Source organism: Achromobacter sp. JCM 18799, from assembly GCF_055395645.1.
In genome coordinates, this window is the sequence record NZ_AP043866.1 from 4394668 (window position 1) to 4421154 (window position 26487).

A 26487-nucleotide genomic window follows, 5' to 3' on the forward strand; every position below is an offset into this window, starting at 1 on the left:
TACGGCGCCTGACGCTGGAAAAGACACGGTTCCCGGACCCGCCGGGCCGGGCCATTCCCGGTACCGCGCCTCAAACTGCAATAATGGCACATTATGCCCTCCCCGATCCCGAACATCATGTCTACCCAACAGGCTTCCACCCGCATCACCCCCAGCATCCTGTCGGCCGACTTCGCCCGCCTGGGCGAGGAAGTCCGCAACGTCGTCGCCGCCGGCGCCGACTGGATCCACGTGGACGTGATGGACAACCACTATGTCCCCAATCTGACCATCGGCCCGATGGTGTGCGCGGCCATCCGCCCCCACGTCCAGGTGCCGATCGACGTGCATCTCATGGTGGAACCGGTGGATGACCTGGTGCCGATGTTCGCCAAGGCTGGCGCCGACTACATCAGCTTCCACCCGGACGCCAGCCGCCACGTGGACCGCACGCTGTCGCTGATCCGTGAAAACGGCTGTAAGGCCGGCCTGGTGTTCAATCCCGCCACCCCGCTGTCCTACCTGGACTACGTGATGGACAAGATCGACCTGATCCTGATCATGTCGGTGAATCCGGGCTTCGGCGGCCAGAGCTTCATCCCGGGTGCGTTGACCAAGCTGCGCGAGGCGCGCGCCCGCATCGACGCCTGGACGCAGGCCGGCGGCCAGGAAATCGTGCTGCAGGTCGACGGCGGCGTGAAGATCGACAACATCGCTGAAATCCGCCGCGCCGGCGCCGACACCTTCGTGGCCGGCTCCGCCATCTTCGGCAAGCCGGACTATGCCGGCATCATCAAGTCCATGCGCGAACAGATCGCCATCGGCGAAACCACCGCCATCTGAGCCGGGGAACCGACATGACCGCTTTTCGCGCCGCGCTGCTGGACCTGGACGGCACCCTGCTGGATTCGATTCCCGACCTGGCCTTCGCCGCCAATGCCATGCGCGTGGAACTGGGCATGTCGCCCCTGCGCGAAGACGTGGTGGCCACCTTCGTGGGCAAGGGCGTGGACAACCTGGTGCGCCGCAGCCTGGCCGGCAGCCTGGATGCAGCCGACCCCTCGGCCGCCGAGTTCGACGTGGCCCGCGCCGCCTTCTATCGCCATTACCACCTGTCCAATGGCGAAAAGGCGCAGATCTATCCCGGCGTCATCGACGGCCTGAAGCTCATGCGCGAGCAAGGGCTGAAGCTGGCCGTCGTCACCAACAAGCCCACCGAATTCACCCTGCCGCTGCTGCAGCGCACGGGCCTGGCGGGCTTTTTCGACGCCGTGGTCTGCGGCGACACCTGCGAGCGCCGCAAGCCCGATCCGGATCAGGTGGTGCATGCCTGCGACCTGCTCGGCGTCGCCATGCACGAAGCCGTGACCATCGGCGATTCGGTCAATGACGCCCAGGCCGGCCGCAGCGCCGGCACCCAGGTCCTGGTCGTGCCTTATGGTTACAACGAAGGCCGGGACGTGCGCGAGCTGGATGTCGATGGTATAGTTGACACGCTAGTCGCCGCCGCCCAGTGGGTCGCGCTCTGGAATCAAAACCAGAACGCGGCAAGAACAGGCTCCTGAACACCCGGCGGCGCACCGCGAATTCAATACTGAACAAAGCTCAATGAACGTTTCCATCCAGAACCAAATGCTCGGCGCCTCGTGGCGCTGGTGGCGTTTGTCTTCCGGGTGGCGATGATCCCTCCCGGCCCTGGACGCGTATGCCGCCTAGTGCCGTAGCTGTGTAAATAATCACAGAGCCAAGCCCGGAACCAGTAACCTGGACCGGGCTTTTTTGTTGCGCGCCTGGTCCGATAGCAGATAAATCGCTCACGAGACCCGACATGACCGAAATCGAATTCAAGGCCCTCGCCGCACAAGGCTACAACCGCATCCCGCTGGTCGCGGAAACCTATGCCGACCTGGACACCCCGCTTGGCATCTACCTGAAGCTCGCGCACGCCGGCCCCCAGGGCGGGCGCATGACCTGCCTGATGGAATCGGTGGTGGGCGGCGAACGCTTCGGCCGCTATTCCTTCATCGGCCTGCCGGCCCGCACGGTGATCCGCGCCAGCGGCACCCGCACCGAGGTGCTGCACGACGGCAAGGTCGCCGAGACCCATGACGGCGATCCGCTGGCCTTCATCGAGCAATACCAGAGCCGCTTCAAGGTCGCCCTGCGTCCCGGCATGCCGCGCTTCTGCGGCGGCCTGGCCGGCTACTTCGGTTACGACACGGTGCGCCACATCGAGCCCTGCCTGGGCCCGGCGGTCAAGCCGTTTCCCGCCGGCATGGAAGGCGGCACGCCCGACCTGATGCTGATGCACGTGGACGAGCTGGTCATCGTCGACAACCTGGCCGGCCGGATCTACCTGATGGTCTACGCGGACCCGAGCCAGCCCGAAGCCTACAGCCGCGCCCAGCAGCGCCTGCACGACCTGCGCGCCCGACTGCGACGCCCGGTGGAAATTCCCTACAGCCACGCCAGCATGCAGACCGAAGAGCGGCGCGACTTCAAGAAGGAAGACTATCTGGCGGCCGTGCACCGCGCCAAGGAACACATCGCCGCCGGCGACCTGATGCAGGTGCAGATCGGCCAAGTCATCGCCAAGCCCTTCCGCGATTCCCCTCTCTCCCTCTACCGCGCCCTGCGGTCGCTCAATCCCTCCCCCTACATGTACTTCTGGAACTTCGGCGACTTCCAGGTGGTCGGCGCGTCGCCGGAAATCCTGGTGCGCCAGGAGCGCGTGGTGGAAAACGGCGAGCCCAAGTCGCAGATTACGATCCGTCCCCTGGCCGGCACCCGCAAGCGCGGCGGCACGCCCGAGGAAGACGCCGCCCTGGCCGCCGAACTGAAGGCCGATCCCAAGGAAGTGGCCGAGCACGTGATGCTGATCGACCTGGCGCGCAACGACGTGGGCCGCGTGGCCCAGGTGGGCTCGGTCAAGGTCAGCGACACCATGGTGATCGAACGCTACTCGCACGTGATGCATCTGGTGTCCAACGTCACCGGCACGCTGAACCCCGGCATGAGCAGCATGGACGTGCTGCGCGCGTCCTTCCCCGCAGGCACCCTGACCGGCGCACCCAAGGTCGAGGCCATGAAGATCATCGACGAGCTGGAGCCCGTGCGCCGCGGCATCTACGGCGGCGCGGCTGGCTACCTGAGCTACGGCGGCGAAATGGACGTGGCCATCGCCATCCGCACCGGCGTCATCAAGGACGGCACGCTGTACGTGCAGGCCGCCGCCGGCATCGTGGCCGACTCCAACCCCGAAGCCGAATGGGCCGAAACCGAAGCCAAGGCCCGCGCGGTGCTGCGCGCCGCGGAACAGGTGCAGCACGGCCTGGACGAACCCATCTGAGGCCCCGCCCCCACCGGACATATCCGGGCCGCCGGGCGGCCCCACAGGAGAATTAAATGCTGTTGATGATCGACAACTACGACTCTTTCACCTACAACCTGGTGCAGTACTTCGGTGAACTGGGCGAAGACGTGCGCGTGGCGCGCAACGACCAGATCACGCTGGAAGAGATCGCCGCCATGAATCCGGACCGTATCTGCGTGTCGCCCGGCCCCTGCTCGCCGGCCGAAGCAGGCATCTCGGTGCCCGTGATCCAGACCTTTGCCGGCAAGAAGCCCATCCTGGGCGTGTGCCTGGGCCATCAGGCCATCGGCGCGGCCTACGGCGGCGACATCGTGCGCGCGCAGCAGATCATGCACGGCAAGACCGTGCGGATCTCGCACACGGGCACGGACATCTTCACCGGTCTTCCCACCCCGTACACCGTGATCCGTTACAACTCGCTGACCATCGACCCCGCCACCCTGCCCGACTGCCTGGCCGTGACCGCGACCGCGCCGGACGGCGACATCATGGGCGTGCGCCACAAGACCTTGCCGCTATACGGAGTACAGTTCCATCCCGAGTCGGTGCTCAGCGAGCACGGCCATGCCCTGCTCCGCAATTTCCTGAACCTCGCCTAAGAAGGACGCATCGTGACTATTTCCCCCGCCGAAGCGCTGACGCGCTGCATTGAACACCGCGAAATCTTCCACGACGAAATGCTGCATCTCATGCGCATGCTGATGCGCGGCGAAATGTCGCCGCAGATCGCAAGCGCCTTGCTGATGGGCCTGCGCGTGAAGAAAGAGACCATCGGCGAGATCACCGCGGCCGCGCAGGTCATGCGCGAATTCGCCACGCCCGTGGTCACGCCCAACCCCGCCGACCTGCTGGACATGTGCGGCACCGGCGGCGACGGCAGCCACACCTTCAACATTTCCACCACTGCCATGTTCGTGGCGGCGGCGGCCGGCGTGCCGATCGCCAAGCACGGCAACCGCAGCGCCTCGTCCTCCAGCGGCAGCGCCGACGTGCTGGAAGCCCTGGGCGCCAACCTGGTGCTGACGCCCGAACAGGTGGCCGAGTGCATCCAGGCCACCGGCATCGGCTTCATGTTCGCGCCCGCCCACCATGGCGCCATGAAGAACGTGGCCGCCGTGCGCAAGGAACTTGCCGTGCGCACCATCTTCAATATCCTGGGCCCGCTGACCAACCCGGCCGGAGCCGCCAACCAGCTGATGGGTGTTTTCCACCCCGACCTGGTCGGCATCCAGGTGCGCGTGCTGGAACGCCTGGGGTCGCGCCACGTGCTGGTGGTGCACGGCAAGGACGGCATGGACGAGGCCTCGCTGGGCGGCGCCACCCTGGTCGGGGAACTCAAGGACGGGAAAGTCCTCGAATATGAGATCCACCCCGAGGACTACGGGCTATCCATGATGTCCAACCGAAGCATCAAGGTGTCCAATCGCGAACAATCGCGTGAGCTTGTCATCGAGGCGCTCGAAAATGTCGAAGGCACCGCCCGCGACATCGTCGCGCTCAATGCGGGACTCGCCATCTATGCTGGCAATAAGGCCGATTCCATTCCCGAGGCATTGGCTCTAGCATTTGAACTTATCTCCACCGGCGCGGCGCGAGCCAAGCTGGAAGAATTCTGCGCATATACCCGGAAATTCCTGAAATGAACGATATTCTCGCGAAGATCCTCGCCGTCAAGGCCGAGGAAGTCGCCGCCGCTCGCCAGATGCGCAGCGAAGCCGAAGTCCTGCGCGAAGCGCAGGCGCGGCAAGACGTGCGTGGCTTTGCCCAAGCCATCGAAGACAAGATCTCGCAAGGCAAGCCCGGCGTCATCGCCGAAATCAAGAAGGCCTCGCCGTCCAAGGGCGTGCTGCGCGACCCTTTCAATCCCCCGGAAATCGCCGCCACCTATGCGGTGCACGGCGCGGCCTGCCTGTCGGTGCTGACCGATGTGCAGTTCTTCCAGGGCTCCCACGACCACCTGCGCCAGGCGCGCGCGGCCTGCTCGCTGCCGGTGCTGCGCAAGGACTTCGTGATCGACCCGTACCAGATCATCGTCGCGCGCGCCATGGGCGCGGACTGCGTGCTGCTGATCGTGGCCGCGCTCAGCCCCGCGCAACTGCGCGACTATGAAACGCTGGCAATGGAACTGGGCATGGACGTGCTGGCGGAAGTGCACGACGCCCAGGAACTGGACGTCGCGCTGACCATGAAGACGCCGCTGCTCGGCATCAACAACCGCAACCTGCGCACCTTCGAGACCAGCCTGTCGAACACCCTGGACCTGCTGCCCCGGATCCCCGCCGGCAAGCGCGTCGTGACCGAAAGCGGCATTCTCAAACCGGAAGACGTGCAGCTGATGCGCCAGCACAAGGTCGACGCCTTCCTGGTGGGCGAAGCCTTCATGCGCGCCAAGGATCCGGGCGCGGAACTTGCGCGCCTGATGGGCTAGGCGAAAAACTACCTCGCACGCGGCGCGCCCAGCGCCGCAACGCGGCGATAAAGCGTGCTGCGGTGCACGCCCAGCGCGCGCGCAGCGCGGCTGACATTGCCGCCATGGGCGGCCAGGGCATTGTGGATCGCGGCGTCCGTCATGGCTTGCAGATTCGCAGGATCAACGTCTGTGCCTGCGGCTTGCGGCGCAGACGCCGCGCCGCGGATGTCGGCGGGCAGCATGTCGGCCTCGACGACGCCGGCAGGTCCCGCCAGCACGTGCAATGTGCGCAGCACGGCCGCCAGTTGCCGGTAGTTGCCGGGCCATGAATAGGCGGCCAGGATGGCTTCGATCTCGGCCGGCAGCACAGGGCCTGCGCCTTGCGCCGCCCACAGGCCACGCAGCAGCTCCAGGCGGTCGGCGCGTGCACGCAACGGTTCCAGCGTGACGGTGTATTCGGCGATGCGGAAGTACAGGTCCGGGCGCACCGGCGCGTCGGGCCCCTCGTGCGCCAGCGGCCGGTGTGTCGCGCACACCAGCGCGAAGTCCACGGACACCGGCCTGGCCGCGCCCAGCGGCGAGACTTCACGCGTCTGCAGCACGCGCAGCAAGCGCGATTGCAGCATCAGCGGCATGTCGCCGATCTCGTCCAGGAACAGCACGCCGCCGTGCGCCTGGCGCAGCAGTCCCTTGCTGCCCTGGCGCCTCGCGCCAGTGAAGGCGCCGTCTTCATAGCCGAACAGCTCGGATTCGATCAAGCTTTCCGGCAACGCCGCGCAGTTCACCGCCACGAACGGCCCGCAGGCGCGCTTGCTGCGCGCATGCAGCTGGCGCGCGAACACTTCCTTGCCCACGCCGGTTTCGCCTTGCAACAGAATCGACACGCCCGCATCCGACAGGTGGACGGCGCGTGCCAGCGCGCCCAGGGTTGCGGCATCGAAACTCGGTTCAGCGGGGCGCGGGCCGGCCGCGGGCGGCAGCGCCGGCCGCGCTGGCGCCTGTGGCGCGCGCGAACGCGGCCAACGCAGACGCGCGTGGTACACGGCGCCCGAGCGCGCCTGCACCCTGCCGGCCGCGTCGGGGCAGCGCTCCATGTCGCCGTCGAATACGTCGGCGTAGCGGTACACGCCCAGTGCGGTGGGCGCCAGGCCCAGCGCCTGCAAAGCGCGGCGGTTGGCGCCGATCAGCAGGTCGCCCTGGAAGGCCAGCAGGCCCTCGCCGGGCGCGCCCAGTCCGGAATGGTCCACATGCAGCCGCAGCACGGCGTGCTGCTCGTAGGCTTGTTCAAACAAACGGTGCTCGATCAGGTCCACGGAGGCGCGCACCAGTTCCAGCACATCGGGCCGCAGGTCGCGCGCCGGGCTGGACAGGTCCAGCACGCCCAGCGTGCGGCCCTCGCTGTCGGTAATGGGGACGGCGGCGCAGGTCAGGATGCGGTTGGGTTCGAAATAGTGTTCCGCGCCATGCACGGCGATGGGCCGGCCTTCCACCAGCGCGGTGCCGATGGCGTTGGTGCCTGCCGCCGCTTCGTCCCAGGGCGCGCCGGGCATCAGCGCCACGCGCGAGGCGCGCTGGGCGAAACCGGTGTCGCCGTCGGAGTCCAGCACCAGGCCTTGCGCGTCGGACAGGATCACCAGGCCGCCGCTGCCGCCGGCCTGGCGGCGCAGCAGGGATATGGCGGGTTCGGACAGCCTGCGCAGCGCCTCGTTGCGCTGCTGGGCCTCGCGCAACTCGCCCTGGGTCATGAGCTCGGCGCGGCGCACGCCGCGCATGTCGAAGCCCAGGTCGGCGCAGCGACGCCACGACCGCAGGATGGGCTCGGCGACCATGCCGCCGGGCACCGCGCCTTGCTGGTTGAACAGCAGGCGCGCTTGCGTCAGCGCGTGCTGACGGGAATGAGTGGCCATGCATGTCTCCTGGGACAGGCGTTCTGCGACACCTGTTCCGCGACGATGTCGCAAAAAGCGACAGGGAGCGAGCCCTCACGCCGCGCCCGCTACGCGGACTGCCTGCCCCCCGGGGAGCTGACCCGCCCAGGGGCGGCCCGGCGGCGGGCCGGCCCTCTGGGGCATTGCTGCACGTCGCCCCATTTTGGAAACCTACTTTCGCATGCAAGCCGCGGGCTGTCCAGCGGGGAAGCACCGACTGGCACGCTCCTTGCTTGATAAAGGACAGGCAGCCGACTGCCGCACCCCCACAATACCGGAGACAAGCATGGACATCGCGACCCGCATCACCCCCGACTCCTACGGCACGCGCCTGGACCTGAAGACCCAGTACGACAATTTCATCGACGGCAAATGGCAGAAGCCCTCCGACGGCGAATACTTCGACAACGTCACGCCGGTCACGGGCCAGGTGCTGACGCGCAATGCCCGCTCCAAGGAGCGCGACATCGAGCTGGCGCTGGACGCCGCGCATCGCGCCGCGCCGAAATGGGGAGCGACCCCGGCCGCGCAGCGCGCCCGCATGCTGATGCAGATCGCCGACGTGATGGAGGCGAACCTGGAGCGCCTGGCCACGGCCGAAACCTGGGACAACGGCAAGCCCATCCGCGAAGCGCGCGCCGCCGACATCCCGCTGGCGATCGACCACTTCCGCTATTTCGCCTCTTGCATCCGCAGCCAGGAAGGCTCGCTGTCCGAGATCGACCACGACACCGTGGCCTATCACTTCAACGAACCGCTGGGCGTGGTGGGCCAGATCATTCCGTGGAACTTCCCCATCCTGATGGCCGCGTGGAAGCTGGCGCCGGCCCTGGCCGCGGGCAACTGCGTGGTGCTCAAGCCCGCCGAGCAGACGCCGCTGGGCATCCTGCTGCTGATGGAACTGATCGGCGACATCCTGCCCCCGGGCGTGGTGAACGTGGTCACGGGCTTCGGCCTGGAAGCGGGCAAGCCGCTGGCCTCGAACAAGCGCATCGCCAAGATCGCGTTCACCGGCGAGACCACCACCGGCCGCCTCATCATGCAGTACGCCTCGCAGAACATCATTCCGGTCACGCTGGAACTGGGCGGCAAATCGCCCAACATCTTCTTCGCCGACGTGGCCGCGCAGGACGATGACTTCCTCGACAAGGCGATCGAAGGCTTCGTCATGTTCGCGCTGAACCAGGGCGAGGTCTGCACCTGCCCCAGCCGCGCGCTGATCCAGGAATCCCTGTACGACAAGTTCATGGAACGCGCCCTGAAGCGCGTGGCCGAGATCAAGCAGGGCAATCCGCTGGACGCGGACACCATGCTGGGCGCGCAGGCATCCACCGAGCAGCTGGAGAAGATCCTGTCGTACCTGGACATCGGCAAGCAGGAAGGCGCCGACGTGCTGGCCGGCGGCTCGCGCGCGCAGATGCAGGGAGCGCTGGAAGGCGGCTATTACGTGCAGCCCACGGTGTTCAAGGGCCACAACAAGATGCGCGTGTTCCAGGAGGAAATCTTCGGGCCGGTGGTGGCCGTGACGACCTTCAAGGATGCCGACGACGCGCTGGCCCTGGCCAACGACACGCTCTACGGCCTGGGCGCGGGCGTGTGGTCGCGCGACGCCAACACCTGCTATCGCATGGGACGCGCCATCAAGGCGGGCCGCGTGTGGACCAACTGCTATCACGCCTATCCTGCGCATGCGGCGTTTGGCGGCTACAAGCAATCGGGCATCGGGCGCGAGAACCACAAGATGATGCTCAACCACTATCAGCAGACCAAGAACCTGCTGGTGAGCTACTCGCCGAAGAAGCTGGGTTTCTTCTGACCCGGTTGTGTTCCGGCGCCGGGCCGCGAGGCCCGGCGCGCCTCAAAGGAGCCTGACATGGCAGAGCAAACGCCGCGCGTGGTCGCCACCGACGAGGCGCGCAGCCTGATCGAAACGCTGCGGGCCAAGCACGGCCCGCTGATGTTCCACCAGTCCGGCGGCTGCTGCGATGGCAGTTCGCCCATGTGCTATGCCCAGGGCGAATTCATGGTGGGCGGATCGGATGTGCTGCTGGGCGAACTGGAAGGCTGCCCGTTCTACATGGGCGAGGACCAGTTCGCGTATTGGGAGCACACCCAGCTCATCATCGACGCCGTGCCCGGCCGCGGCGGCGCGTTCTCGCTGGACAGCGCGGAAGGCAAGCGCTTCCTGCTGCGCTCGCGGCTGTACTCGGACGAGGAGTGGGCGCGGGTGGCGCCCGTCAGCAAAGGCTGAGCCCCTAGCCGGCTGGTCGCGCGGGGTCCTAGCGGCCCCGCGGCCCGCCTTGCGGACTGCCCTTGTCCGGTGTGCCGGCATCGGCAGCCTGTTTCCACTGGAACGACACGCGCCGGATGCGCGCGGCGCGGAACTGCGTGAACGAACGGCCGCCCGGCATGGGCGCGCCGCGATAGGCACTGCTGGCGTTTTTCATTGCTGAAGTTGCGTTGACGAAAAAACTTGCTTGGGCAGCGCTCAAGTGCGCGCGGCCGATGTGCTCCAGGCGCTGGCGGGCGCCGCGCGGCGGGTCCATTCCAGCGCATCTTCGAGGCGGTCGTTGCCCCAGAACATCTCGCCGTCCACAAAGAATGTGGGCGCGCCGAACAGGCCCAGGTTGCGGGCACGGTCGACCTGGCGGCGCAGCGCCTCCTTGGCGGCTTCGGACTTGCCACGAGCGATCAAGGCGGCGGCGTCCAGCCCCAGGTCCGTCAGCAGCCCATGCACGACGTCCTCGGACTGGATGTCCAGGTCGTGCTGGAAATTGGCGCGGAACACGGCCACGCAGAAATCGCGGCCCCAGGGCTCGTCCTGCCCCAGCAGCGCGATGCGCGCGGGCAGCACGCTCATGCGCGGAAACAGGCGCGGACGGTTGTAGACCAGGCCGTACTTTTCAGCCAGGCGGGCAATGTCGCGCATCATGTAGGCGCCCTTGCCCGGAAACAGCCGGAACGGCGTGTCGTTCCAGCCCTGGGCCTGGAAGATCGGACCCAGCAGGAACGGCCGCAGATCCACCCGGACCCCGGCCTCTTGCGCCAGGGCGTCGACGCGTTCGATGGCCAGATAGCTGTACGGGCTGGCGAAATCGAACCACATCTCGATGCGGGGCGTATCGGGCAGGGGCGCGGTCATGACTGGAGCTCCGGGACAAGCTGCTACGAAATTAGCGCGACCTGCGCATCCGGCAGGCCGCTGAGAACGACATCGCGATCGCTGCCGACGGTGATGGAATCACCGGCTTGAAGCACGCTGTCATCGAAACGCTGATATTCGGACAGCCACAAGGTGCCGGCGTGACACACGATGCGGACGCCCGAGGCGCGTTTGAGCAGCATAGTCGAGCCGCCGGCCAGACGAAATGACATTCCCGCAGTGCAACATACCTGGATCATGGCGTACCCCTGGGCCGCGGCGGCGGCGATCGCGGCGGATGGCGGGGCTATGCGCCCTACACCCGTCGTCTGAGTCCTATTGAACGCCCTGGAGGTACTATTGCTCAAGCGACATTTCCGTCCGACACGCATGAGTTTTACGAATGCCATATCCGCTGGCCAAACTCCCGCCGCTTGATCTGGTCCGAGGCTTCGTGGCCGTGGGCCGCCGCATGAGCATCACCCTGGCCGCGCAGGATCTGCATGTGACCCAGTCGGCCGTGAGCCGCCAGATCCGGGCGCTGGAGGCCCACCTGGGCGTGCCCCTGCTGGTGCGCGGATTCCGCAGCGTGTCGTTCACCTCCGAGGGCGCGCAGCTGTTCCGCATGGCCGACGTATGGCTGAGCCAGCTGGGCGACCTGACCGAGCAGCTGCGCGCCCCCGAGCGCCGCACGCCCGTTACCGTGACCACGACCATAGGCGTGGCCTCGCTGTGGCTGCTGCCGCGGCTGGGGGACTTCCAGGCGGCGCATCCGCACATCGACGTGCGCGTGGCGGCCGACAACCGGCTGATCGACATAGACCGCGAAAGCGTGGATATCGCCATCCGCTACAGCCTGCGCGACGGCGTGCCGGACAGCGCAACCTGGCTGTTCGGCGAGGCCGTGGTGCCGGTGGCCCACCCCTCGCTCAAGGCCCGCCTGCTGGATGCCGAGGAACTGCAACGCCACGTGCTGCTGGAATTCGACGACCCGACGCGTCCCTGGCTGCAATGGTCGGAATGGCTGAATGCGCGCGGCCTGGCCCGCGTGCCCACCCGGGGCATGCTGCGCTTCAACCAGTACGACCAGATCGTGCACGCGGCGCTGGCGGGCCACGGCATCGCGCTGGGCCGGCTGGCGCTGATTGCGCCGATGCTGGCGGACAAACGTCTGGAGGCCGTCGGCGGCCAGGCCGCCAGCGCCACCGAGCACGCCTACTGGCTGGTGCGCAATACGCGCCGCGCCACGCCGGACGCCGAGGTCGTCACACGCTGGCTGATCGAACAGGCCGAAGCCACCGCGCGCGACCTGACCGCGTAGGCGCGGCGCCGCGCTACAAAATTTATACAGATCTTCATAACTTGGGATGGTTGCTCCGGTAGATTGCGGCGCTGATCCGTAACCCTGCTCCCAAGATGTTGATTAGGCATTTCCGTCCGGCGCTCGGGTGGCAAGACTGGTTCGTCAATTTTCAGCGATCCTTCCTGGTCCTGCTGGCCCCTTGGCTGATCAGCGTCCTGGCGCAAAGCGCCGGACGCGGCTACCTGCTGCTGCGCTATGCCGCGCCGGGCACTTATGACGCGCTGCCGCAGGACGTGCGGCGCAGCCTGACGACAGGGCTGCTGTTCGACATCAAGGTCGCCAGCATCGCCTGTTCGGCGCTGCTGCTGCTGTCCATGGCGGCGGCGGCCAGACCCGGGCTGCAACGGCGTTGGCAGCGCCATCTGCCGGGACTGGGCGCAGCCATGGCGACGCTGTTCGCGGCCATCACGATCGTCAGCGTCTTCTACTTCGCCACATTTTCCCGTTCCATCGACATCTTCGTGTTCGGGCTGGTGGACGACGACACCCAGGCCATCCTGATGACCCTGTGGCATGGCTACCCGTTGGCGCAGGCAGGCCTGCTGCTGGCGGCGGTGCTGGCGGGGACCTGGTGGCTCGGCCGCCGTTGGCGCGGCTGGGTGCAAGGCAGGCGGTTCAAGCGCCGCGCGTTCATTCCCAGCCTGTTGCGGTTTGCGCTGATCATAGGCATCACCGTGCTGGCCTGTAGAGGATCGCTGGGCAAGTTTCCGCTCAACAAGGACGACACCAGCATCTCGTCGCTGCGCCTGCTCAATGACATCGCGCCCAATGGCGTCTCGGCCTTTTCGTGGGCCCTGTCCGACCGCGGCAACGACAAGCGCTTCGAACCCGTCACCTTGCGCGAGGGGCGCTTGCTCTACGAGCGTTTTCTGGGCTGGCCGGACAACGGCCTGCGGCCATTCATGGCCACAACCGCACCCAACTCCGCGGCAGCCGCAAGACCGCCCCACGTGGTGCTGCAGGTCATGGAGAGCATGGGCGCGCATCTGAACGCTTATGACAATCCCGACCGCGACCTGCTCGGCGCACTGCGTCCGCACTGGCGCGAAGACTGGGTATTCGAGCGCTTCGTGGCTGAAGGCAACGGCACCATAGAATCCTTGAGCCTGCTGCTGGTGCGCAGCCCCATTGCCGCCGTCGGCCAATCGTCGGCGGTGGACACGCCATTCGCCAGCAACGCCTTCAGGCCCTTTCTGCAACGCGGCTACCGGGTCGTCTTCGTCACCTCCGGCGCCGCCACCTGGCGCAACCTCGGCGTCTTCGCCACCAAGCTGGGCGCGCATGAATTCGTGGATCAGCAGACCCTCAGAATGCGTTATCCCCAAGCACGGACGGGAACCTGGGGCGTGCCCGACGAGTACATGTTCCGCTACATCGAAGAGCGGCTGGCGCAAGGCACCCAGGACGGCCAGCCGCTATTCATCGTGGCCTTGTCCACCACCCATCATCCTCCGTTCATCGTGCCCGACGGCGGCCAGCGCGGCGGCCTGCCCCTGGACAATGTGGCCAGCCTGCCCTACTTCAAGACCTGGGACACGCTGGCGGCCGCATTCGACACGCTGCGCTATGCCAACGATCAGTTGGGGGGCTTCCTGACGCGCCTGAAGGCATCGGACTACGCGTCGCGGACCATCGTCGCCGTGACCGGCGACCACAACATCCTGGGCATCGACTATCAGGATCCGAAGGACGCTGCGCTGGCGCGCGCCGTGCCGTTCTACCTGTATGTGCCGCCGGCCTACCGGACACAGGCGCGTTACGACCCGGCGCGCGTAGGCAGCCACAAGGACATCCTGCCCACGCTGTATCACCTGAGCCTCCCGGAGACTCCCTACTTCCGCAGCGGCTGCGACCTGCTGGCCGCCCAGCCCGATCCGGCCTGGTGTTTCGGCTTCAACAACAAGCACGTGCTGCTGACCGATGAAGGGGTGTTCCGGCAGGGCAAACCCGGCCGCATCCTGCCCTGGGCAGGTCCATCGGGACTGGCGCTGGAGGCGGAGCAGGACGCGACGGCGGAACAATGGGCGGAGCAGGTCCGCCTGAACGCCTACACCGAGCTGCTGCACTGGCAGATCAACTACCAGGTGCAGGAATTGGGCCGCGCCGGCCAGGCGCGCTAGCGCCCAGGCCTGCCAGGGGTTTTCAGTCGACGCGCACTTCAGGTTCGCCCGCCCGCATGTCGCCGATGACGGCCGCTTGCTCGAAGCCGTGCTGGCGGAACAGGTCCAGCACCGCCTGCGCGGCGTCCGGCGAGCAGGCCACCAGCAGTCCGCCCGCGGTCTGCGGATCAGTCAACAAGGCGCGCTCCGTGTCGCTCACGCCCTCGCCCAGGCGCACGGACGCGCCATAGGAGGCCCAGTTGCGGCCGGACGCGCCGGTGATGACGCCGTCCGCGGCAAAGGCCTGCACGCCGGGCAGCCAGGGCAGCGCATCGCGCCGCACATGCGCCGTCAGTTGCGCGCCGCGCGCCATTTCCAGCGTATGCCCCAACAGGCCGAAGCCGGTCACGTCGGTGATGGCGTGCACGCCTTCCATGGCGGCCAGCGCCGGGCCGGGCCGGTTCAAGCGGGTGGTCTCGGTGATCATGGCGCGGTAGCCGGCGTCGTCCAGCCGGTTCTTCTTCAGCGCGGCCGACAGAATGCCCACGCCCAATGCCTTGCCCAGGATCAGCACATCGCCGGCGCGCGCGTCGGCGTTGCGCTTGATGCGGGCGGGATGCACCAGGCCCATCGCCGCCAGGCCATAGATGGGTTCAACGGAGTCGATGCTGTGGCCGCCGGCCACCGGAATGCCGGCGTCCTTGCAGACGGCTTCGCCGCCGCGCAGGATGTCGGCGATGACGCTGTGCGGCAGCACGTTGATCGGCATGCCCACGATGGCCAGCGCCATGATGGGCGTGCCGCCCATCGCGTAAACGTCCGACAGCGCGTTGGTCGCGGCGATGCGGCCGAAGTCGTAGGGGTCGTCGACGATGGGCATGAAGAAATCGGTGGTGGCGATGAGCGCCTGTTCGTCGTTCAGACGGTAGACCGCCGCGTCGTCGGCCGTCTCGGTCCCCACCAGCAGATCGGGGTAGCTGACCGCCGGGCCGAAGCGCTTGAGCAGCTCGGACAGCACGCCGGGCGCGATCTTGCAGCCGCAGCCGCCGCCGTGCGAAAGCGAAGTCAATCGCGGCACCGCCGCGCTGGCAACATCCTGGGTGGTCATCTGAATCTCCATAGGTCAGTGGAAAAGGATAGCACCGCCCCCGGGATTGGCCCTATGATGATCCAGCAGCACGCAGCAACGGACGGCCGCCCGGCCCCGGGCGCACCGACAGCCAATCTTCACCGTGAGTGAGGGCTACATGGATCGCCGACATTTCCTCCGTTTCTCGGGCGCCCTGTGCGCCGCCAGCGCGACCCTGCCCAGGGCGGCGCGCGCGGGACTCGCCCCCGTCAGCACCGGATGGCGCGCCTTCGAACTGACCACCGACATCACCGTGCAGGATCCGGGCGCGCACGCGCGCATCTGGATTCCGGTTCCCTACGCCACGGACACCCCTTACCAGCGCGGCGCACAGAGCGCCTGGCAGGTCAGCGGCGGCGGCGTCGCCCAATTGACCCAGGCGCCCGGCTACGGCGTGCAGATGCTGGCCGTGCAATGGCCTGACGCGCAGGCGCCGCGCCAGGTCACGGTCACCAGCCGCTTCCAGACCCGCAACCGGCGCGTGGACCTGAGCCAGCCGCCCTCGGCCGGCGCCCCCCGCGAAAGTGCCGCCGCGCTGCGCGAGTTCCTCCAGCCCACCGCGCTGCTACCCACCGACGGCATCGTCAAGAGCACCGCCGACCGCATCACCCGCGGCCACCGCGGCGATCTGGCGCAGGCCCGCGCCATCTACGAATGGGTGGTGGAGAACACCTGTAGGACCGCGTCCACCCGCGGCTGCGGCGTGGGCGACGTGCGCTACATGCTCACGGCCAACGATCTGAACGGCAAGTGCGCCGACATCAACTCCCTGTTTGTCGCGCTGGCCCGCGCCGCCGGCATACCCGCCCGCGACGCCTACGGCCTGCGCGTGGCGGACTCCGAGTTCGGCTACAAAAGCCTGGGCAAGGCTGGCGACGTCACCAAGGCGCAGCACTGCCGCGCCGAGTTCTATGCCGCGGGCTACGGCTGGGTGCCGGTGGACCCCGCCGACGTGCGCAAGGTCATGCTGGAGGAGCCGCCCGGCGAACTGCCGCTGACCGACCCCAAGGTGCGCGCCGCGCGCGTCATGCTGTTCGGCGCCTGGGAAATGAACTGGGTGGCGTACAACCACGGCCACGACGTGGTCCTGCCGGGCGCTACCCACGGTCCCGTGCCGTTCCTGATGTACCCCAACGGCGAAACCTCGGACGGACGGCTGGACAGCCTGGATCCCGCCAGCTTCAGCTACAAGCTCAGCGCCAAGCCACTTTCCATCTAAGCCCGCCTACTGTCCACCCACGGGGACCGCCATGATCAGCCGCCGCCTACTCCTGCAGTCCGGCCTGTCGCTGGCGGCCCTGCCCTGGTATGCCCGGGCCGCCAGCGACGATGCGCTCAAGAAGGCCACCGGCCCGGACTGGGCGCCCTGGACCGCGTCCACGCCGCCGCTGGCCTTGCCGGACCTGGCCGGCCGCGAAAAGAAACTCGCCTCCTGGCGCGGCAACGTGATCATCGTCAGCTTCTGGGCCACCTCGTGCGACCCTTGCCGCGATGAAATCCCCATCATGTCCGCCATGGCCAAACGCCATCGCGAGGAAGGCCTGCGCCTGGTGGCCGTGAACGTCGGCGATTCGGCGGCCAGGATCAACGCCTTTCTGGCGAAATGGCCGGTCGCGGGCACCGTGCTGCACGACAGGAACAGCACGGCGTCAAAGCAATGGGACGCGGTCGGCCTGCCCGCCAACTATCTGGTGGACCGCGGCGGATCCGTCCGATATTGGCATCTGGGACAGCTGGACTGGAACTCGGACCGGGTAGGCGGCGTGGTGACGGGGATGCTGCGGGCTTAGTGCGCCGCGCAAGAGATGGCGGAAGGCAGCAGGAGTCGAACCTACCTGGGAACGTCTGACGCCCCCAACTGGGTTTGAAGCCCAGCCGTGCCACCGGGCACGAATGCCTTCCACGGTGGCCGCCCATGATACCGGTTACTGCGCCTGCCGCGGGCTTCCGTAGGCGCTTTCCTGGCGCAACACGTGCGCATCGCGCAAGCGCCGGGTATATCCCACGCGGTCGAAGAACTCGAGGATCTGGATCGCGCGCTTCCTGCCCAGACCGGTGGCGTCGCGGAACGAGGCGGCGTTCAAGCCCTCGGGCTGCGCCGCCAGGCCTTGCGCCAGCGCCGCCAGCGCCGCCACCTGGTCGCGATGATAGAACAGGTCCTTCACCACCTGGGCCACTTCGCCGCGCCGCAACAGCTTGCGCAGCAGTTGCCGCATGCGGTCTTCGGGCTCACCCAGCGTGCGGGCGAGATCGCGCACCCAGGGCGGATCGAAGGCGCCGGCCGCCAGCAGCGGCAGCACGCGCCCGGCCAGCGCCGATTCCTCGGGCGCCAAGGTCGCGCTATGGCCCGGCAGGTGCAGCCAGGGGCCATTGCGCACGATGCGGCCATCGCGCTGCAGATCGTCCAGCGCCGCCTGCCACAACGCATCCGGGCCGGCGGGCATGGCCATGCGGCGCAAACGCGGACCGTCGGGGCCTGGTTCGTCGGGCGCGCCTTGATGGAAAGCAGCCAGCGCCTGCTCCACGCGGGCGCGCAGCGCATCCCAATGCGCCGCCAGGATCAGGGTGCGCGGCGCCTGCGGCGTACGCGCCTCCAGCCACACCGCTGCGGGCGGCGCAGGGATCTCGCTCACGGGCTTGCCCGTCAGGCGCTGCAAGGCGTCTTCGTCCAGCCCCAGCGCGGCATGCTCCAGCACGGGATGCAGGCCGGCGCCGTCCAGCATGGCCGCCAGCGCCTGCAGCCACTGCATGCGCGCGGCGGACCGGCGCTTGCGGTCCGGGGCGTTCGGATCCAGCACCCGGCCGCCGCCGACCGTGCGCGTGGCCTGCGCGTTGCGCACAATGTAGCGGTCGCCCGGCATGACACAAACAGGATCGTCGAACACCAGCTGCACCCAGCCGGACTGTCCGGGCGCCAGCGATTCCGCGCTCAGCGGCACCACGTGCGCCACGTGGCGCGCGGCGCCGATGTGCACATGCAGCGGCGCCCAGGCGCGCACCGGCGCGTCGGCGGATGCCAGCAGCGTCAGCGCCACGTCGACATGGCGCGACGGCAGGAAGCAGCGCGCATCCGCGATCCAGTCGCCGCGCGCGATGGCGTTCTTGTCCATGCCTGCGAGATTCAAGGCGCAGCGCTGGCCCGCCGCGCCGGTTTCGCTGGCCTGGTTCTGGGCATGGATGCTGCGCACGCGTACGCGCGTGCCGGCAGGCATCAGCCGCAAGTCGGCAGCGTCGTCGTCCGCGCGCGCCAGCCCGGCATGGGCCGTGCCTGTCACCACCGTGCCATGGCCGGCCAGGGTGAACACGCGATCGACCGCCAGCCGGAACAGGCCCGCGCTGTCGCGCTGGCGCAGGGCTTGCGCCTCGGCGTGCAGATAGGCCTTCAGTTGCGCCACGCCCGGGTCGTCGGCCTGCGCCGCGCATACGGCGTACAGCGGGGCGTTCTGCAAGAAGGTGCCCGCGGACAGTTCGGCGATTTCCGTGCGCACTGCCTGCAATCTCGCGGCATCGGCGCGGTCGGTCTTGGTCAACGCCACCGCGCCGCGTTCCACGCCCAGCAAAGCCAGGATCGCCAGGTGTTCGCGCGTCTGCGGCATGACGCCGTCGTCCGCCGCCACCACCAGCAGGCCGAAATCGATGCCGCTGGCGCCGGCCGCCATGGTGTGCACAAGCTTCTCGTGCCCCGGCACGTCGATGAAGCCCAGCACGTCGCCGTTGGGCAGCGGGGTGTATGCGTAGCCCAGCTCGATGGAAATCCCGCGCGCCTTTTCTTCCTTGAGCCTGTCGGTATCGACGCCGGTCAGCGCCCGCACCAGCGTGGTCTTGCCGTGGTCGATATGGCCTGCGGTGCCGATGATCACGCCAGGCGCTCCGCGAGTTGCGCGGCGAAGGCCGCTTCGTCGCGCGCTTCCAGGCAACGCAGGTCCAGCCAGAGGGCGTCGTCGGCAATGCGGCCGATCACGGGCACGGGCAGGCGGCGCAATTGCGTCTCCAGCTTGTCCAGGTGCCGTCCGGCGCGGCCGCTGCCGGTGTAGCGCACGGCCAGGCCGTAGCTGGGCAGTTGGTCCACGGGCAAGGCGCCGCTGCCGATCTGGCTGAACATGGGTACGGCCTCGACCGCGTAGTGTTCGCCCGCCGCCTGCGCCAGGACGCCGCGCAGGCGTTCGGCCTGCGGCTGGATGTCGCGCTGCGGGCGGGTCAACAAGCGCAAGGTGGTCAAGCGCTGGGCCAGGAACTCGGGCGCACGGTACAGACCCAACACCGGCTCCAAGGCCGCCAGCGTCAGCTTGCTGACGCGCAGGGCGCGCTTGAGCGGGTTCTTCTTGATCTTGCGGATCAGGTCCTTGCGGCCCACCAGCAGGCCGGCCTGCGGCCCGCCCAGCAGTTTGTCGCCGCTGAAAGTGACCAGGTCCGCGCCGGCCGCGATGGTTTCGCGCACGGTGTCTTCCTTGGGCAGGCCGAACTGGGTCAGATCAACCAGCGTGCCGCTGCCCAGGTCCACGGTAGCGGGCAGGCCGCGCGCGTGCGCCAGCGCCGCCACCTCGGCGACGCTCACGCTCTTGGTGAAACCGGTGACCGCGTAGTTGCTGCAATGCACCTTCATCAGCATGGCGGTGCGCGGGCCGATGGCGTTTTCGTAGTCGGCGGCATGGGTGCGGTTGGTGGTGCCGACTTCGACCAGCTTGGCCCCGGCGCGCTTCATGATGTCCGGAATGCGGAACGCGCCGCCGATTTCGACCAGTTCGCCGCGGGACACCACGACTTCGCGCCGGTCCGCCAGCGCGTTCAGCATCAGCAGCACGGCGGCCGCATTGTTATTGACGACGGTAGCGGCCTCGGCCCCCGTCAGTTCGCACAACAGTTCGTCGATCAGGTCGTCGCGGTCGCCGCGCCCGCCGGTGTCCAGGTCGAACTCCAGGTTGGCGGGGGTGGTGAGCGCGCGCAGCACCGAGGCCACCGCCTCGTCGGGCAGCAGCGCCCGGCCCAGGTTGGTGTGCAACACCGTGCCGGTCAGGTTGTACACGGCCCGCAGCTTCGGCTCGGCCGTCCGGGCCAATGCCGCGGCCACGCGCGCGGCCACGGCGTCGGCGTCGAGCTCCTGGCGCGGCAGCCCGCCGGCCAGCGCACGTTCGCGCATCGCGTCCAAATCCCGGCGCAGCGCCGCCACCACCTGGGTGCGGCCGTGCTCGTCCAGCGCGGCGCGCATGGCCGGCGCATTCAGCAACCGGTCCAACGAAGGGATCTCCGATACCGCGGCCACGCCGCCTTCGGGCGCTTGTGCGGCCATTACTGCTCTGCTCCCTGATCCGACGCCGGCTCCGATCCGTGCCACAGCAACGGATTGCCGCTGGCCCGCGAATAGCCCGCCTCGCCGACCAGCACGTCCAGCATCAGGCTGGCCAGGTCGTCGGCCACGGGCTCCACCTGCAGGTCCTTGTCCTGGTAGAAGATCTTGCGATAGGTATGGCAGTGGTCGCAGGTTTCCGCCTTGATGGCGGGCGTACGGCCCTCGATGGCCTGATACGCCACCGATTCCACGTCTTCGCAATGCGAGCATTTCACCCGCACCATGTGCCACTGGGTCGCGCACAGGCTGCAGCACAGGTAGCGGTAGCCTTCGAACTGCCCGCCCACACGCACCACGCTGGCCACCGGCAGGCTGGCGCACACCGGACAGACGCCAAAGGGGCTGGCCACGGGCAACTGCTTTTCGTCGAAACGGCTGGCCAGATCGGTCCAATAGACTTGCAGGGCCGCCATCACGAAGGGCGCCGCGGCGCCGTCCACGCCCTGGTCCTGTTCGGACAGCACCGCCTCGGCCAGATCCTCCAGCGACTCCGGATCCTCGGCCAGCGCACGGCGCAGGCCGGCGCAGACTTCGATGGCCTCGGCCGGCACGTCCTTGGCGCCGGCGACATGGTCCAGCAGCTGGCCCAGGATGTTGCGCCACAACGGGTCGCGCGGCCAGCCCACGGCCTGCAGGGGCGGCATGCCATGCGCCTGCGCCAGCGAAATGCGCTCCTCGGAAGCCTCGGGCGCGGCGCAGCCCTGCAGGGCGCGATGCTGGGCGTCGACCAGATGCGCCATCAGCAGCAGGTAGTCGGCCACCGGGCTATCCGCCGCCAGTTGCCGCAAGCGGGCTGCGCGCGTGGCGAAAACCGACGCGCGGTCCGGCAGGCTGACTTGGGGAATGCGGTTGTGATCTAGCGCTTCGATCTCGCCGCGCGGAAGAATTCGCTGCACTTGCGTCTCCAGTAAAAAAACACGGCTGCCAGCCTTCAAGGAGAAGGATAGCAGCCGTTGGGCGGGTGCGTGGGGGCCAAGAAAGCCCCATTTGCCGCAGCGCAGAGGGAACGCGCAAACTGCGCGTTCCGTTTTGCACTATTTTCTGATTTGCTCGCGGAACCAGGCGCGATGATGCTTCCACGCCCAACCCGCCGTGACATACCCCCGCAGCATCGCGGTCAGGGAACCCTTGACCCAAATGGCAGCGTAGATGTGCACGATGATGGCGCAGATCAGCACCAGCGCGCTGACGGCATGCACCACCGAAGCGGCGCGGATGACCCAGATCGGGAAGTAGAACGCGAAGTACTCGCGCCAGATCACGATGCCGCTGACGAACAGGCCCAGCATGCAGAGGATCAGCACGTAGAACAGCAGCTTCTGGCCGGCGTTGTACTTGCCGACTTCGGGCAGCTTTTCCTCGCGGTTCTCGACCACATCGTTCAATTGCCGCATCCACTGGCGGTCGGCCTTCGTCATGAGGTTGTGCCGCCACATGTGGCCGGCGAACACGACGAAGCAGGCGAACATCACCACCCCGATGAAGGGATGCAGGATGCGCGTCCAGGGTCCGCCCCCGAACAGGTTGCTCAGCCAGTACATGGACGGGTGGAACAGCGCCAGCCCGGACAGCGCCAACAGGATGAACGTGAAGGCGATGATCCAGTGGTTGGTGCGCTCGCCCGGCGTGTAGCGCTTGATCCGGCGGTAATGGCGGTCTTCACTCATGGCGCACCTCCTCTTCGGCACGGCGTTCGTCTTCCTCGGACACCTCGTTGCGGCCAACGCGGGCGTAGTGGAAGAAGCCCGCCAGCGCGGTCAGGGCCATGGCGGCCACGCCCAGAGGTTTGGCCAGGCCCTTCCACAGCGAGACCATGGGGCTGATCTGCGGGTCCTTGGGCAGCCCGTGGTACAGCCCGGGCTGGTCGGCGTGATGCAGCACGTACATGACGTGAGTGCCGCCCACGCCCTGCGGGTCATACAGGCCAGCCTTGTCGAAGCCGCGCGACTTGAGGTCGACGATCCGCTCCTCGGCGTGCTGCGTCATGTCTTCCTTGGTGCCGAAGACGATGGCGCCGGTAGGACACGCCTTGACGCAGGCCGGCTCCTGGCCGACGGCCACGCGGTCGGAACACAAGGTGCACTTGTACGCCTTGTGGTCCTTCTTGGAGATGCGCGGCACGTTGAACGGGCAGCCGGTGATGCAGTAGCCGCAACCGATGCAGTTCTCTTCGTGGAAATCCACGATGCCGTTGTTGTATTGGATGATGGCGCCCGGCGACGGACAGGCCTTCAGGCAGCCCGGATCCTCGCAGTGCATGCAGCCGTCCTTGCGGATCAGCCATTCCAGGTCGCCTTGCGGATTCTCGTATTCGGAGAAGCGCATGACGGTCCAGGAATGCTCGGTCAGGTCGGCCGGGTTGTCGTAGACACCCACGTTGGTGCCGATCTCGTCGCGCAGATCGTTCCATTCCATACAGGCGCTTTGGCAAGCCTTGCAGCCGATGCACTTGGAGACGTCGATCAGCTTGGCCACCGAGCCCGTGACGGGCTCGCGGATGCCCGGCGGCGGCGTGGTGGTGGCGGAGCGCCGCTTGATGTCTAGGGATTGCATGGACATGTCGGTTCTCCTAAGCCTTCTCGACCTGCACCAGGAACGACTTGAATTCCGGCGTCTGGGAATTCCCGTCGCCCACGAACGGCGTCAGGGTGTTGGTGAGGAAGCCGGGCTTGGCCAGGCCCACGAAGCCCCAATGGATGGGGATGCCCACGTGGTGCACCGTCTTGCCCTCGATGGTCAGCGCGCGCAGGCGCTTGGTGACCAGCGCCACCGCCTTGATGTAGCCGCGGTTGGACGACACCTTCACGCGCGAACCGTTGGCGATGCCCAATTCCTTGGCCAGCGCCTCGCCGATTTCCACGAACTGCTCCGGCTGGAGGATCGCGTTGATGCGGACGTGCTTGGTCCAGTAGTGGAAGTGCTCCGTCAGGCGGTAGGTCGTGGCCACGTAGGGGAACTTGTCCACCGTGCCCATCGCGGCCAGGTCGTCCTTGAAGACCCGCGCGGCGGGGTTGCTGGTGACGCCCTTGGCCTTCGGATACAGCGGGTTGTAGCCCAGCGGCGTCTCGAAGGGTTCGTAGTGCTCGGGGAACGGCCCTTCGGCCATGCCCGCGCGCGCGAAGAAGCGCGCCACGCCCTCGGGGTTCATGATGAACGGTCCCATGCCGCCGTCCGGATTTTCGTCGCCCTTGAAGTCGGGGATGTCGGCGCCGGTCCAGAACTTGCCGTTCCAGGAGATCAGGCTGCGGCGCGGATCGAACGGCTTGCCCGCCACGTCACAGGAAGCGCGGTTGTACAGGATGCGGCGGTTGGCCGGCCACGCCCAGGCCCAGTTCAGGGTCTGGCCGATACCGGTCGGGTCGCTGTTGTCGCGCCGCGCCATCAGGTTGCCGGTAGGCCCCCAGGCGCCCGCGAAGATCCAGCAGCCGCTGATGGTGGAGCCATCGTCGCGCAGTTCCGCGAAGCCGGCCAGTTGCTCGCCGGCCTTGCGGGTGACCTTGGAAGGATCCTTGGGATCGGTCAGCTCCACCAGCGCCTTACCCGTGTATTCCTTGGCCAGTTCTTCCGCGGTGGGATTCTGCGGATTGGAGTACGGCCAGGACAGGTTGACGATGGGATCGGGATACTTGCCGCCCTCGTCCTGGTACATCTTGCGCAGGCGCGTGAACAGCAGCGCCATGATCTCGATGTCGCTCTTGGCCTCGCCCGGAGGCTCGGCGCCCTTCCAGTGCCATTGCAGCCAGCGGCCGGAGTTCACCAGCGTGCCGTCTTCCTCGGCGAAGCAGGTGGTGGGCAGGCGGAAGACCTCGGTCTGGATCTTGGAGGGATCCACATCGTTGGCCTCGCCCGCGTTGCGCCAGAACTCGGAGGTCTCGGTGACCAGCGGGTCCATGATGACCAGGAACTTCAGCTTGGCGAACCCGGCGTTCAGCTTGGCCTTGTTGGGCGCGGCCGCCAGGGGGTTGAAGCCCTGGGCGAGGTAGCCGTTCATCTTGCCCTGGTTCATGAGCTCGTAGACTTGCAGCATGTCGTAGAGCTTGTCCAGCTTGGGCAGGTAGTCGAACGCCCAGTTGTTTTCGGCCGTGGCGGACTTGCCCCACCAGGCCTTCATCAGGCTCACGTGGAACTTGCTGTAGTTCTGCCAGTAGCTCAGCTGGTTGGGCCGCAGAGGCTTCTGCGTGCGCGACTCGATGTACTTGCCGTAGTCCTGCTCGGGCTCGTTGGGCAGGGTCATGTAGCCGGGCAGCAGGTTCGACATCAGGCCCAGGTCGGTCAGGCCCTGGATGTTCGAATGCCCGCGCAGCGCGTTCATGCCGCCGCCGGCGATACCGATGTTGCCCAGCAGCAGTTGCACCATCGCGCCCGTGCGGATGATCTGCGAACCGATGGAGTGCTGCGTCCAGCCCAGCGCGTAGAGGATGGTCGCGGCGCGGTTGGTGGTGGCGGTGGACGCCAGCATCTCGCACACCTTCAGGAACTTGTCCTTGGGCGTGCCGCAGACGCGCTCGACCATGTCCTCGGTGTAGCGCGAGTAGTGCTTCTTCAGCAGCTGGTAGACGGTGCGCGGATGCGCCAGCGTCGGGTCCGTCTTGACGTAGCCGTCGTCGCCGCGCTCGTAGTCCCAGCTGGCCTTGTTGTAGGTGCGCTTCTCGGCGTCGTAGCCGGAATACAGGCCCGCGTCGAACGCGAAGTCCTCGCGCACGATGAAGGAAAAGTCCGTGTAGTTGCGCACGTACTCGTGCTGGATCTTGTCATTGTCCAGCAGATACTTGATGACGCCGCCCAGGAAAATGATGTCGGTGCCGGTGCGTATGGGCGCGTAGAAGTCCGCCACGGATGCCGAGCGCGTAAAGCGCGGATCCACGACGATCAGCTTTGCCTTGTTGTGGGCTTTTGCTTCCGTGACCCATTTGAACCCGCAAGGGTGGGCCTCGGCGGCATTGCCGCCCATGATCAGTACTACGTCCGCGTTCTTGATGTCGACCCAATGGTTCGTCATCGCTCCACGGCCAAACGTCGGGGCAAGACCTGCCACCGTCGGGCCATGTCAGACACGGGCTTGGTTATCGAATGCCAGTATCCCCATGCTGCGCACAGTCTTGTGCGTGATGTAGCCAACCTCGTTGCTGCTTGCGGAGGCCGCCAGCATGCCGGTGGTCAGCCACCGGTTGACGGTCTTGCCGTCCGCGGTCTTCTCGACGAAGTTCGCGTCGCGGTCCGCCTTCATGAGCTTGGTGATGCGGGTCAGGGCATCGTCCCACGACATCCGCACCCACTTGTCCGAACCCGGCGCCCGGTATTCCGGGTACTTCAGGCGGTTGGGGCTATGGATGAAGTCGATCAGGGCAGCGCCCTTCGGACAGAGCGTGCCGCGGTTGACGGGGTGGTCCGGGTCGCCTTCGATGTGCATGATGCTGGCGCGGGCGTTCTTGGAGCCGTCGCCCAAGCCGTACATCAGCAGTCCACAGGCGACCGAACAGTAGGGACAGGTGTTGCGCGTTTCAGTCATGCGCGCAAGCTTGTACTGGCGGACTTCGGCCATGGCCGTGCCGGGGGCTGCCCCCAGCAAAGCCAGGCTGGAGCCTGCCAGCGTCGCACCGGTCACCTTGAAGAACTGGCGGCGATTCATGTTGACCATGAAACACTCCTCTCCGGGTGAAATGAAGGAAGCCGTTGGCTGGCCGAAGCAAAAGCCCTACGAATTCCAAGGATATTTT

23 protein-coding genes and 1 tRNA gene are annotated in these 26487 nt (G+C 67.2%); 12 read left to right on the top strand and 12 right to left on the bottom strand.

Going from position 1 to position 26487, the window contains the following annotated elements:
• Positions 1–93 precede the first annotated feature (93 nt).
• The 6 genes from rpe (at position 94) to trpC (ending at position 5780) form a co-directional block, all read left to right on the top strand.
• Positions 94–822: a ribulose-phosphate 3-epimerase gene (gene rpe, locus ACZ5YA_RS20685; protein WP_054455236.1), complete on the top strand. Its 729-nt coding sequence runs from the start codon at positions 94–96 to the stop codon at positions 820–822.
• 14 nt (positions 823–836) lie between these two features.
• The gene (locus ACZ5YA_RS20690) at positions 837–1544 is read left to right on the top strand and encodes a phosphoglycolate phosphatase (RefSeq protein ID WP_059377203.1); all 708 of its coding nucleotides are present in this window, start codon (positions 837–839) and stop codon (positions 1542–1544) included.
• 263 nt (positions 1545–1807) lie between these two features.
• Complete coding sequence (gene trpE / locus ACZ5YA_RS20695; protein ID WP_118935212.1) at positions 1808–3328, top strand: anthranilate synthase component I; 1521 nt, start codon at positions 1808–1810, stop codon at positions 3326–3328.
• A 56-nt stretch (positions 3329–3384) separates the two neighbouring features.
• Positions 3385–3951 (top strand): aminodeoxychorismate/anthranilate synthase component II, encoded by a 567-nt coding sequence (locus ACZ5YA_RS20700; protein WP_059377201.1) that lies wholly within the window; start codon positions 3385–3387, stop codon positions 3949–3951.
• Between the two features lie 12 nt (positions 3952–3963).
• Positions 3964–4995: an anthranilate phosphoribosyltransferase gene (gene trpD, locus ACZ5YA_RS20705; RefSeq protein ID WP_054455246.1), complete on the top strand. Its 1032-nt coding sequence runs from the start codon at positions 3964–3966 to the stop codon at positions 4993–4995.
• Positions 4992–5780, top strand: a complete 789-nt coding sequence (trpC, locus tag ACZ5YA_RS20710; protein WP_464091167.1) for an indole-3-glycerol phosphate synthase TrpC — start codon at positions 4992–4994, stop codon at positions 5778–5780. Before trpD ends, trpC begins: the two co-directional genes overlap by 4 nt.
• 8 nt (positions 5781–5788) lie before the next feature.
• Here the strand turns inward: trpC and ACZ5YA_RS20715 are convergent, their stop codons facing one another.
• On the bottom strand, positions 5789–7669 hold the full coding sequence (locus tag ACZ5YA_RS20715; RefSeq protein ID WP_464091168.1) for a sigma-54-dependent Fis family transcriptional regulator: 1881 nt from the start codon (positions 7667–7669) through the stop codon (positions 5789–5791).
• Between the two features lie 307 nt (positions 7670–7976).
• On the opposite strand from ACZ5YA_RS20715, the gene adh reads away from it, so the two are divergent.
• On the top strand, positions 7977–9506 hold the full coding sequence (gene adh, locus ACZ5YA_RS20720) for an aldehyde dehydrogenase (RefSeq protein ID WP_059377164.1): 1530 nt from the start codon (positions 7977–7979) through the stop codon (positions 9504–9506).
• Between the two features lie 57 nt (positions 9507–9563).
• Complete coding sequence (locus tag ACZ5YA_RS20725) at positions 9564–9941, top strand: DUF779 domain-containing protein (RefSeq protein ID WP_054455269.1); 378 nt, start codon at positions 9564–9566, stop codon at positions 9939–9941.
• A 28-nt stretch (positions 9942–9969) separates the two neighbouring features.
• On the opposite strand, the gene ACZ5YA_RS20730 is transcribed toward ACZ5YA_RS20725, so the two are convergent.
• From ACZ5YA_RS20730 to ACZ5YA_RS20740, 3 genes are read right to left on the bottom strand one after another with little or no spacing between them, the layout of a single operon-like run.
• A complete protein-coding gene (locus tag ACZ5YA_RS20730) occupies positions 9970–10137 on the bottom strand; it encodes a hypothetical protein (protein WP_165867821.1) in 168 nt (55 codons plus the stop codon).
• A gap of 41 nt (positions 10138–10178) precedes the next feature.
• The gene (locus ACZ5YA_RS20735; protein ID WP_118932348.1) at positions 10179–10832 is read right to left on the bottom strand and encodes a 2-hydroxychromene-2-carboxylate isomerase; all 654 of its coding nucleotides are present in this window, start codon (positions 10830–10832) and stop codon (positions 10179–10181) included.
• Between the two features lie 23 nt (positions 10833–10855).
• Positions 10856–11065, bottom strand: a complete 210-nt coding sequence (locus ACZ5YA_RS20740) for a DUF2917 domain-containing protein (protein ID WP_118932355.1) — start codon at positions 11063–11065, stop codon at positions 10856–10858.
• A 170-nt stretch (positions 11066–11235) separates the two neighbouring features.
• On the opposite strand from ACZ5YA_RS20740, the gene ACZ5YA_RS20745 reads away from it, so the two are divergent.
• Together ACZ5YA_RS20745 and ACZ5YA_RS20750 are read left to right on the top strand one after the other, a co-directional pair.
• Positions 11236–12153 carry a LysR substrate-binding domain-containing protein gene (locus ACZ5YA_RS20745; RefSeq protein ID WP_118932347.1) on the top strand — a complete coding sequence of 306 codons (918 nt, stop codon included), beginning with the start codon at positions 11236–11238 and terminating at the stop codon, positions 12151–12153.
• A 95-nt stretch (positions 12154–12248) separates the two neighbouring features.
• On the top strand, positions 12249–14315 hold the full coding sequence (locus ACZ5YA_RS20750) for an LTA synthase family protein (protein ID WP_464091169.1): 2067 nt from the start codon (positions 12249–12251) through the stop codon (positions 14313–14315).
• Between the two features lie 22 nt (positions 14316–14337).
• Here ACZ5YA_RS20750 and selD read toward each other — a convergent pair whose 3' ends face one another.
• The gene (gene selD / locus ACZ5YA_RS20755; RefSeq protein ID WP_118932345.1) at positions 14338–15402 is read right to left on the bottom strand and encodes a selenide, water dikinase SelD; all 1065 of its coding nucleotides are present in this window, start codon (positions 15400–15402) and stop codon (positions 14338–14340) included.
• 139 nt (positions 15403–15541) lie between these two features.
• Here selD and ACZ5YA_RS20760 point away from each other — a divergent pair, with 139 nt between their 5' ends.
• Together ACZ5YA_RS20760 and ACZ5YA_RS20765 are read left to right on the top strand one after the other, a co-directional pair.
• Positions 15542–16642: a transglutaminase-like domain-containing protein gene (locus ACZ5YA_RS20760; RefSeq protein WP_251878626.1), complete on the top strand. Its 1101-nt coding sequence runs from the start codon at positions 15542–15544 to the stop codon at positions 16640–16642.
• 31 nt (positions 16643–16673) lie between these two features.
• A complete protein-coding gene (locus ACZ5YA_RS20765; RefSeq protein WP_251878624.1) occupies positions 16674–17213 on the top strand; it encodes a TlpA disulfide reductase family protein in 540 nt (179 codons plus the stop codon).
• 16 nt (positions 17214–17229) lie between these two features.
• Here the strand turns inward: ACZ5YA_RS20765 and ACZ5YA_RS20770 are convergent.
• From ACZ5YA_RS20770 to fdnG, 7 genes are all read right to left on the bottom strand, one after another.
• Positions 17230–17325, bottom strand: a tRNA-Sec gene (locus ACZ5YA_RS20770).
• A gap of 23 nt (positions 17326–17348) precedes the next feature.
• Positions 17349–19283: a selenocysteine-specific translation elongation factor gene (gene selB, locus ACZ5YA_RS20775; protein ID WP_251878622.1), complete on the bottom strand. Its 1935-nt coding sequence runs from the start codon at positions 19281–19283 to the stop codon at positions 17349–17351.
• Positions 19280–20710 (bottom strand): L-seryl-tRNA(Sec) selenium transferase, encoded by a 1431-nt coding sequence (gene selA / locus ACZ5YA_RS20780; RefSeq protein WP_059377146.1) that lies wholly within the window; start codon positions 20708–20710, stop codon positions 19280–19282. Before selA ends, selB begins: the two co-directional genes overlap by 4 nt.
• A complete protein-coding gene (gene fdhE / locus ACZ5YA_RS20785) occupies positions 20710–21666 on the bottom strand; it encodes a formate dehydrogenase accessory protein FdhE (RefSeq protein WP_251878620.1) in 957 nt (318 codons plus the stop codon). The genes selA and fdhE overlap by 1 nt, the downstream gene beginning before the upstream one ends.
• Positions 21667–21804: 138 nt before the next feature.
• Positions 21805–22437 carry a formate dehydrogenase subunit gamma gene (locus tag ACZ5YA_RS20790; protein ID WP_059377141.1) on the bottom strand — a complete coding sequence of 211 codons (633 nt, stop codon included), beginning with the start codon at positions 22435–22437 and terminating at the stop codon, positions 21805–21807.
• Positions 22430–23329, bottom strand: a complete 900-nt coding sequence (gene fdxH, locus ACZ5YA_RS20795) for a formate dehydrogenase subunit beta (RefSeq protein ID WP_054455293.1) — start codon at positions 23327–23329, stop codon at positions 22430–22432. The genes ACZ5YA_RS20790 and fdxH overlap by 8 nt, the downstream gene beginning before the upstream one ends.
• 10 nt (positions 23330–23339) lie before the next feature.
• Complete coding sequence (gene fdnG, locus ACZ5YA_RS20800) at positions 23340–26408, bottom strand: formate dehydrogenase-N subunit alpha (RefSeq protein WP_251878618.1); 3069 nt, start codon at positions 26406–26408, stop codon at positions 23340–23342.
• Positions 26409–26487: the final 79 nt, after the last annotated feature.

What these genes read in the sequence shown, in the direction of transcription:
- ACZ5YA_RS20715 (WP_464091168.1), bottom strand. Translation starts at nt 7,669, where the DNA reads ATGGCCACTCATTCCCGTCAGCACGCGCTGACGCAAGCGCGCCTGCTG.
- ACZ5YA_RS20735 (WP_118932348.1), bottom strand. Translation starts at nt 10,832, where the DNA reads ATGACCGCGCCCCTGCCCGATACGCCCCGCATCGAGATGTGGTTCGAT.
- ACZ5YA_RS20760 (WP_251878626.1), top strand. Translation starts at nt 15,542, where the DNA reads ATGGATCGCCGACATTTCCTCCGTTTCTCGGGCGCCCTGTGCGCCGCC.
- ACZ5YA_RS20745 (WP_118932347.1), top strand. Translation starts at nt 11,236, where the DNA reads ATGCCATATCCGCTGGCCAAACTCCCGCCGCTTGATCTGGTCCGAGGC.
- ACZ5YA_RS20690 (WP_059377203.1), top strand. Translation starts at nt 837, where the DNA reads ATGACCGCTTTTCGCGCCGCGCTGCTGGACCTGGACGGCACCCTGCTG.
- ACZ5YA_RS20740 (WP_118932355.1), bottom strand. Translation starts at nt 11,065, where the DNA reads ATGTCATTTCGTCTGGCCGGCGGCTCGACTATGCTGCTCAAACGCGCC.
- trpE (WP_118935212.1), top strand. Translation starts at nt 1,808, where the DNA reads ATGACCGAAATCGAATTCAAGGCCCTCGCCGCACAAGGCTACAACCGC.
- selA (WP_059377146.1), bottom strand. Translation starts at nt 20,710, where the DNA reads ATGGCCGCACAAGCGCCCGAAGGCGGCGTGGCCGCGGTATCGGAGATC.
- fdxH (WP_054455293.1), bottom strand. Translation starts at nt 23,329, where the DNA reads ATGTCCATGCAATCCCTAGACATCAAGCGGCGCTCCGCCACCACCACG.
- ACZ5YA_RS20700 (WP_059377201.1), top strand. Translation starts at nt 3,385, where the DNA reads ATGCTGTTGATGATCGACAACTACGACTCTTTCACCTACAACCTGGTG.
- ACZ5YA_RS20765 (WP_251878624.1), top strand. Translation starts at nt 16,674, where the DNA reads ATGATCAGCCGCCGCCTACTCCTGCAGTCCGGCCTGTCGCTGGCGGCC.
- trpC (WP_464091167.1), top strand. Translation starts at nt 4,992, where the DNA reads ATGAACGATATTCTCGCGAAGATCCTCGCCGTCAAGGCCGAGGAAGTC.
- ACZ5YA_RS20730 (WP_165867821.1), bottom strand. Translation starts at nt 10,137, where the DNA reads ATGAAAAACGCCAGCAGTGCCTATCGCGGCGCGCCCATGCCGGGCGGC.
- ACZ5YA_RS20725 (WP_054455269.1), top strand. Translation starts at nt 9,564, where the DNA reads ATGGCAGAGCAAACGCCGCGCGTGGTCGCCACCGACGAGGCGCGCAGC.
- ACZ5YA_RS20790 (WP_059377141.1), bottom strand. Translation starts at nt 22,437, where the DNA reads ATGAGTGAAGACCGCCATTACCGCCGGATCAAGCGCTACACGCCGGGC.
- adh (WP_059377164.1), top strand. Translation starts at nt 7,977, where the DNA reads ATGGACATCGCGACCCGCATCACCCCCGACTCCTACGGCACGCGCCTG.
- selD (WP_118932345.1), bottom strand. Translation starts at nt 15,402, where the DNA reads ATGACCACCCAGGATGTTGCCAGCGCGGCGGTGCCGCGATTGACTTCG.
- ACZ5YA_RS20750 (WP_464091169.1), top strand. Translation starts at nt 12,249, where the DNA reads ATGTTGATTAGGCATTTCCGTCCGGCGCTCGGGTGGCAAGACTGGTTC.
- rpe (WP_054455236.1), top strand. Translation starts at nt 94, where the DNA reads ATGCCCTCCCCGATCCCGAACATCATGTCTACCCAACAGGCTTCCACC.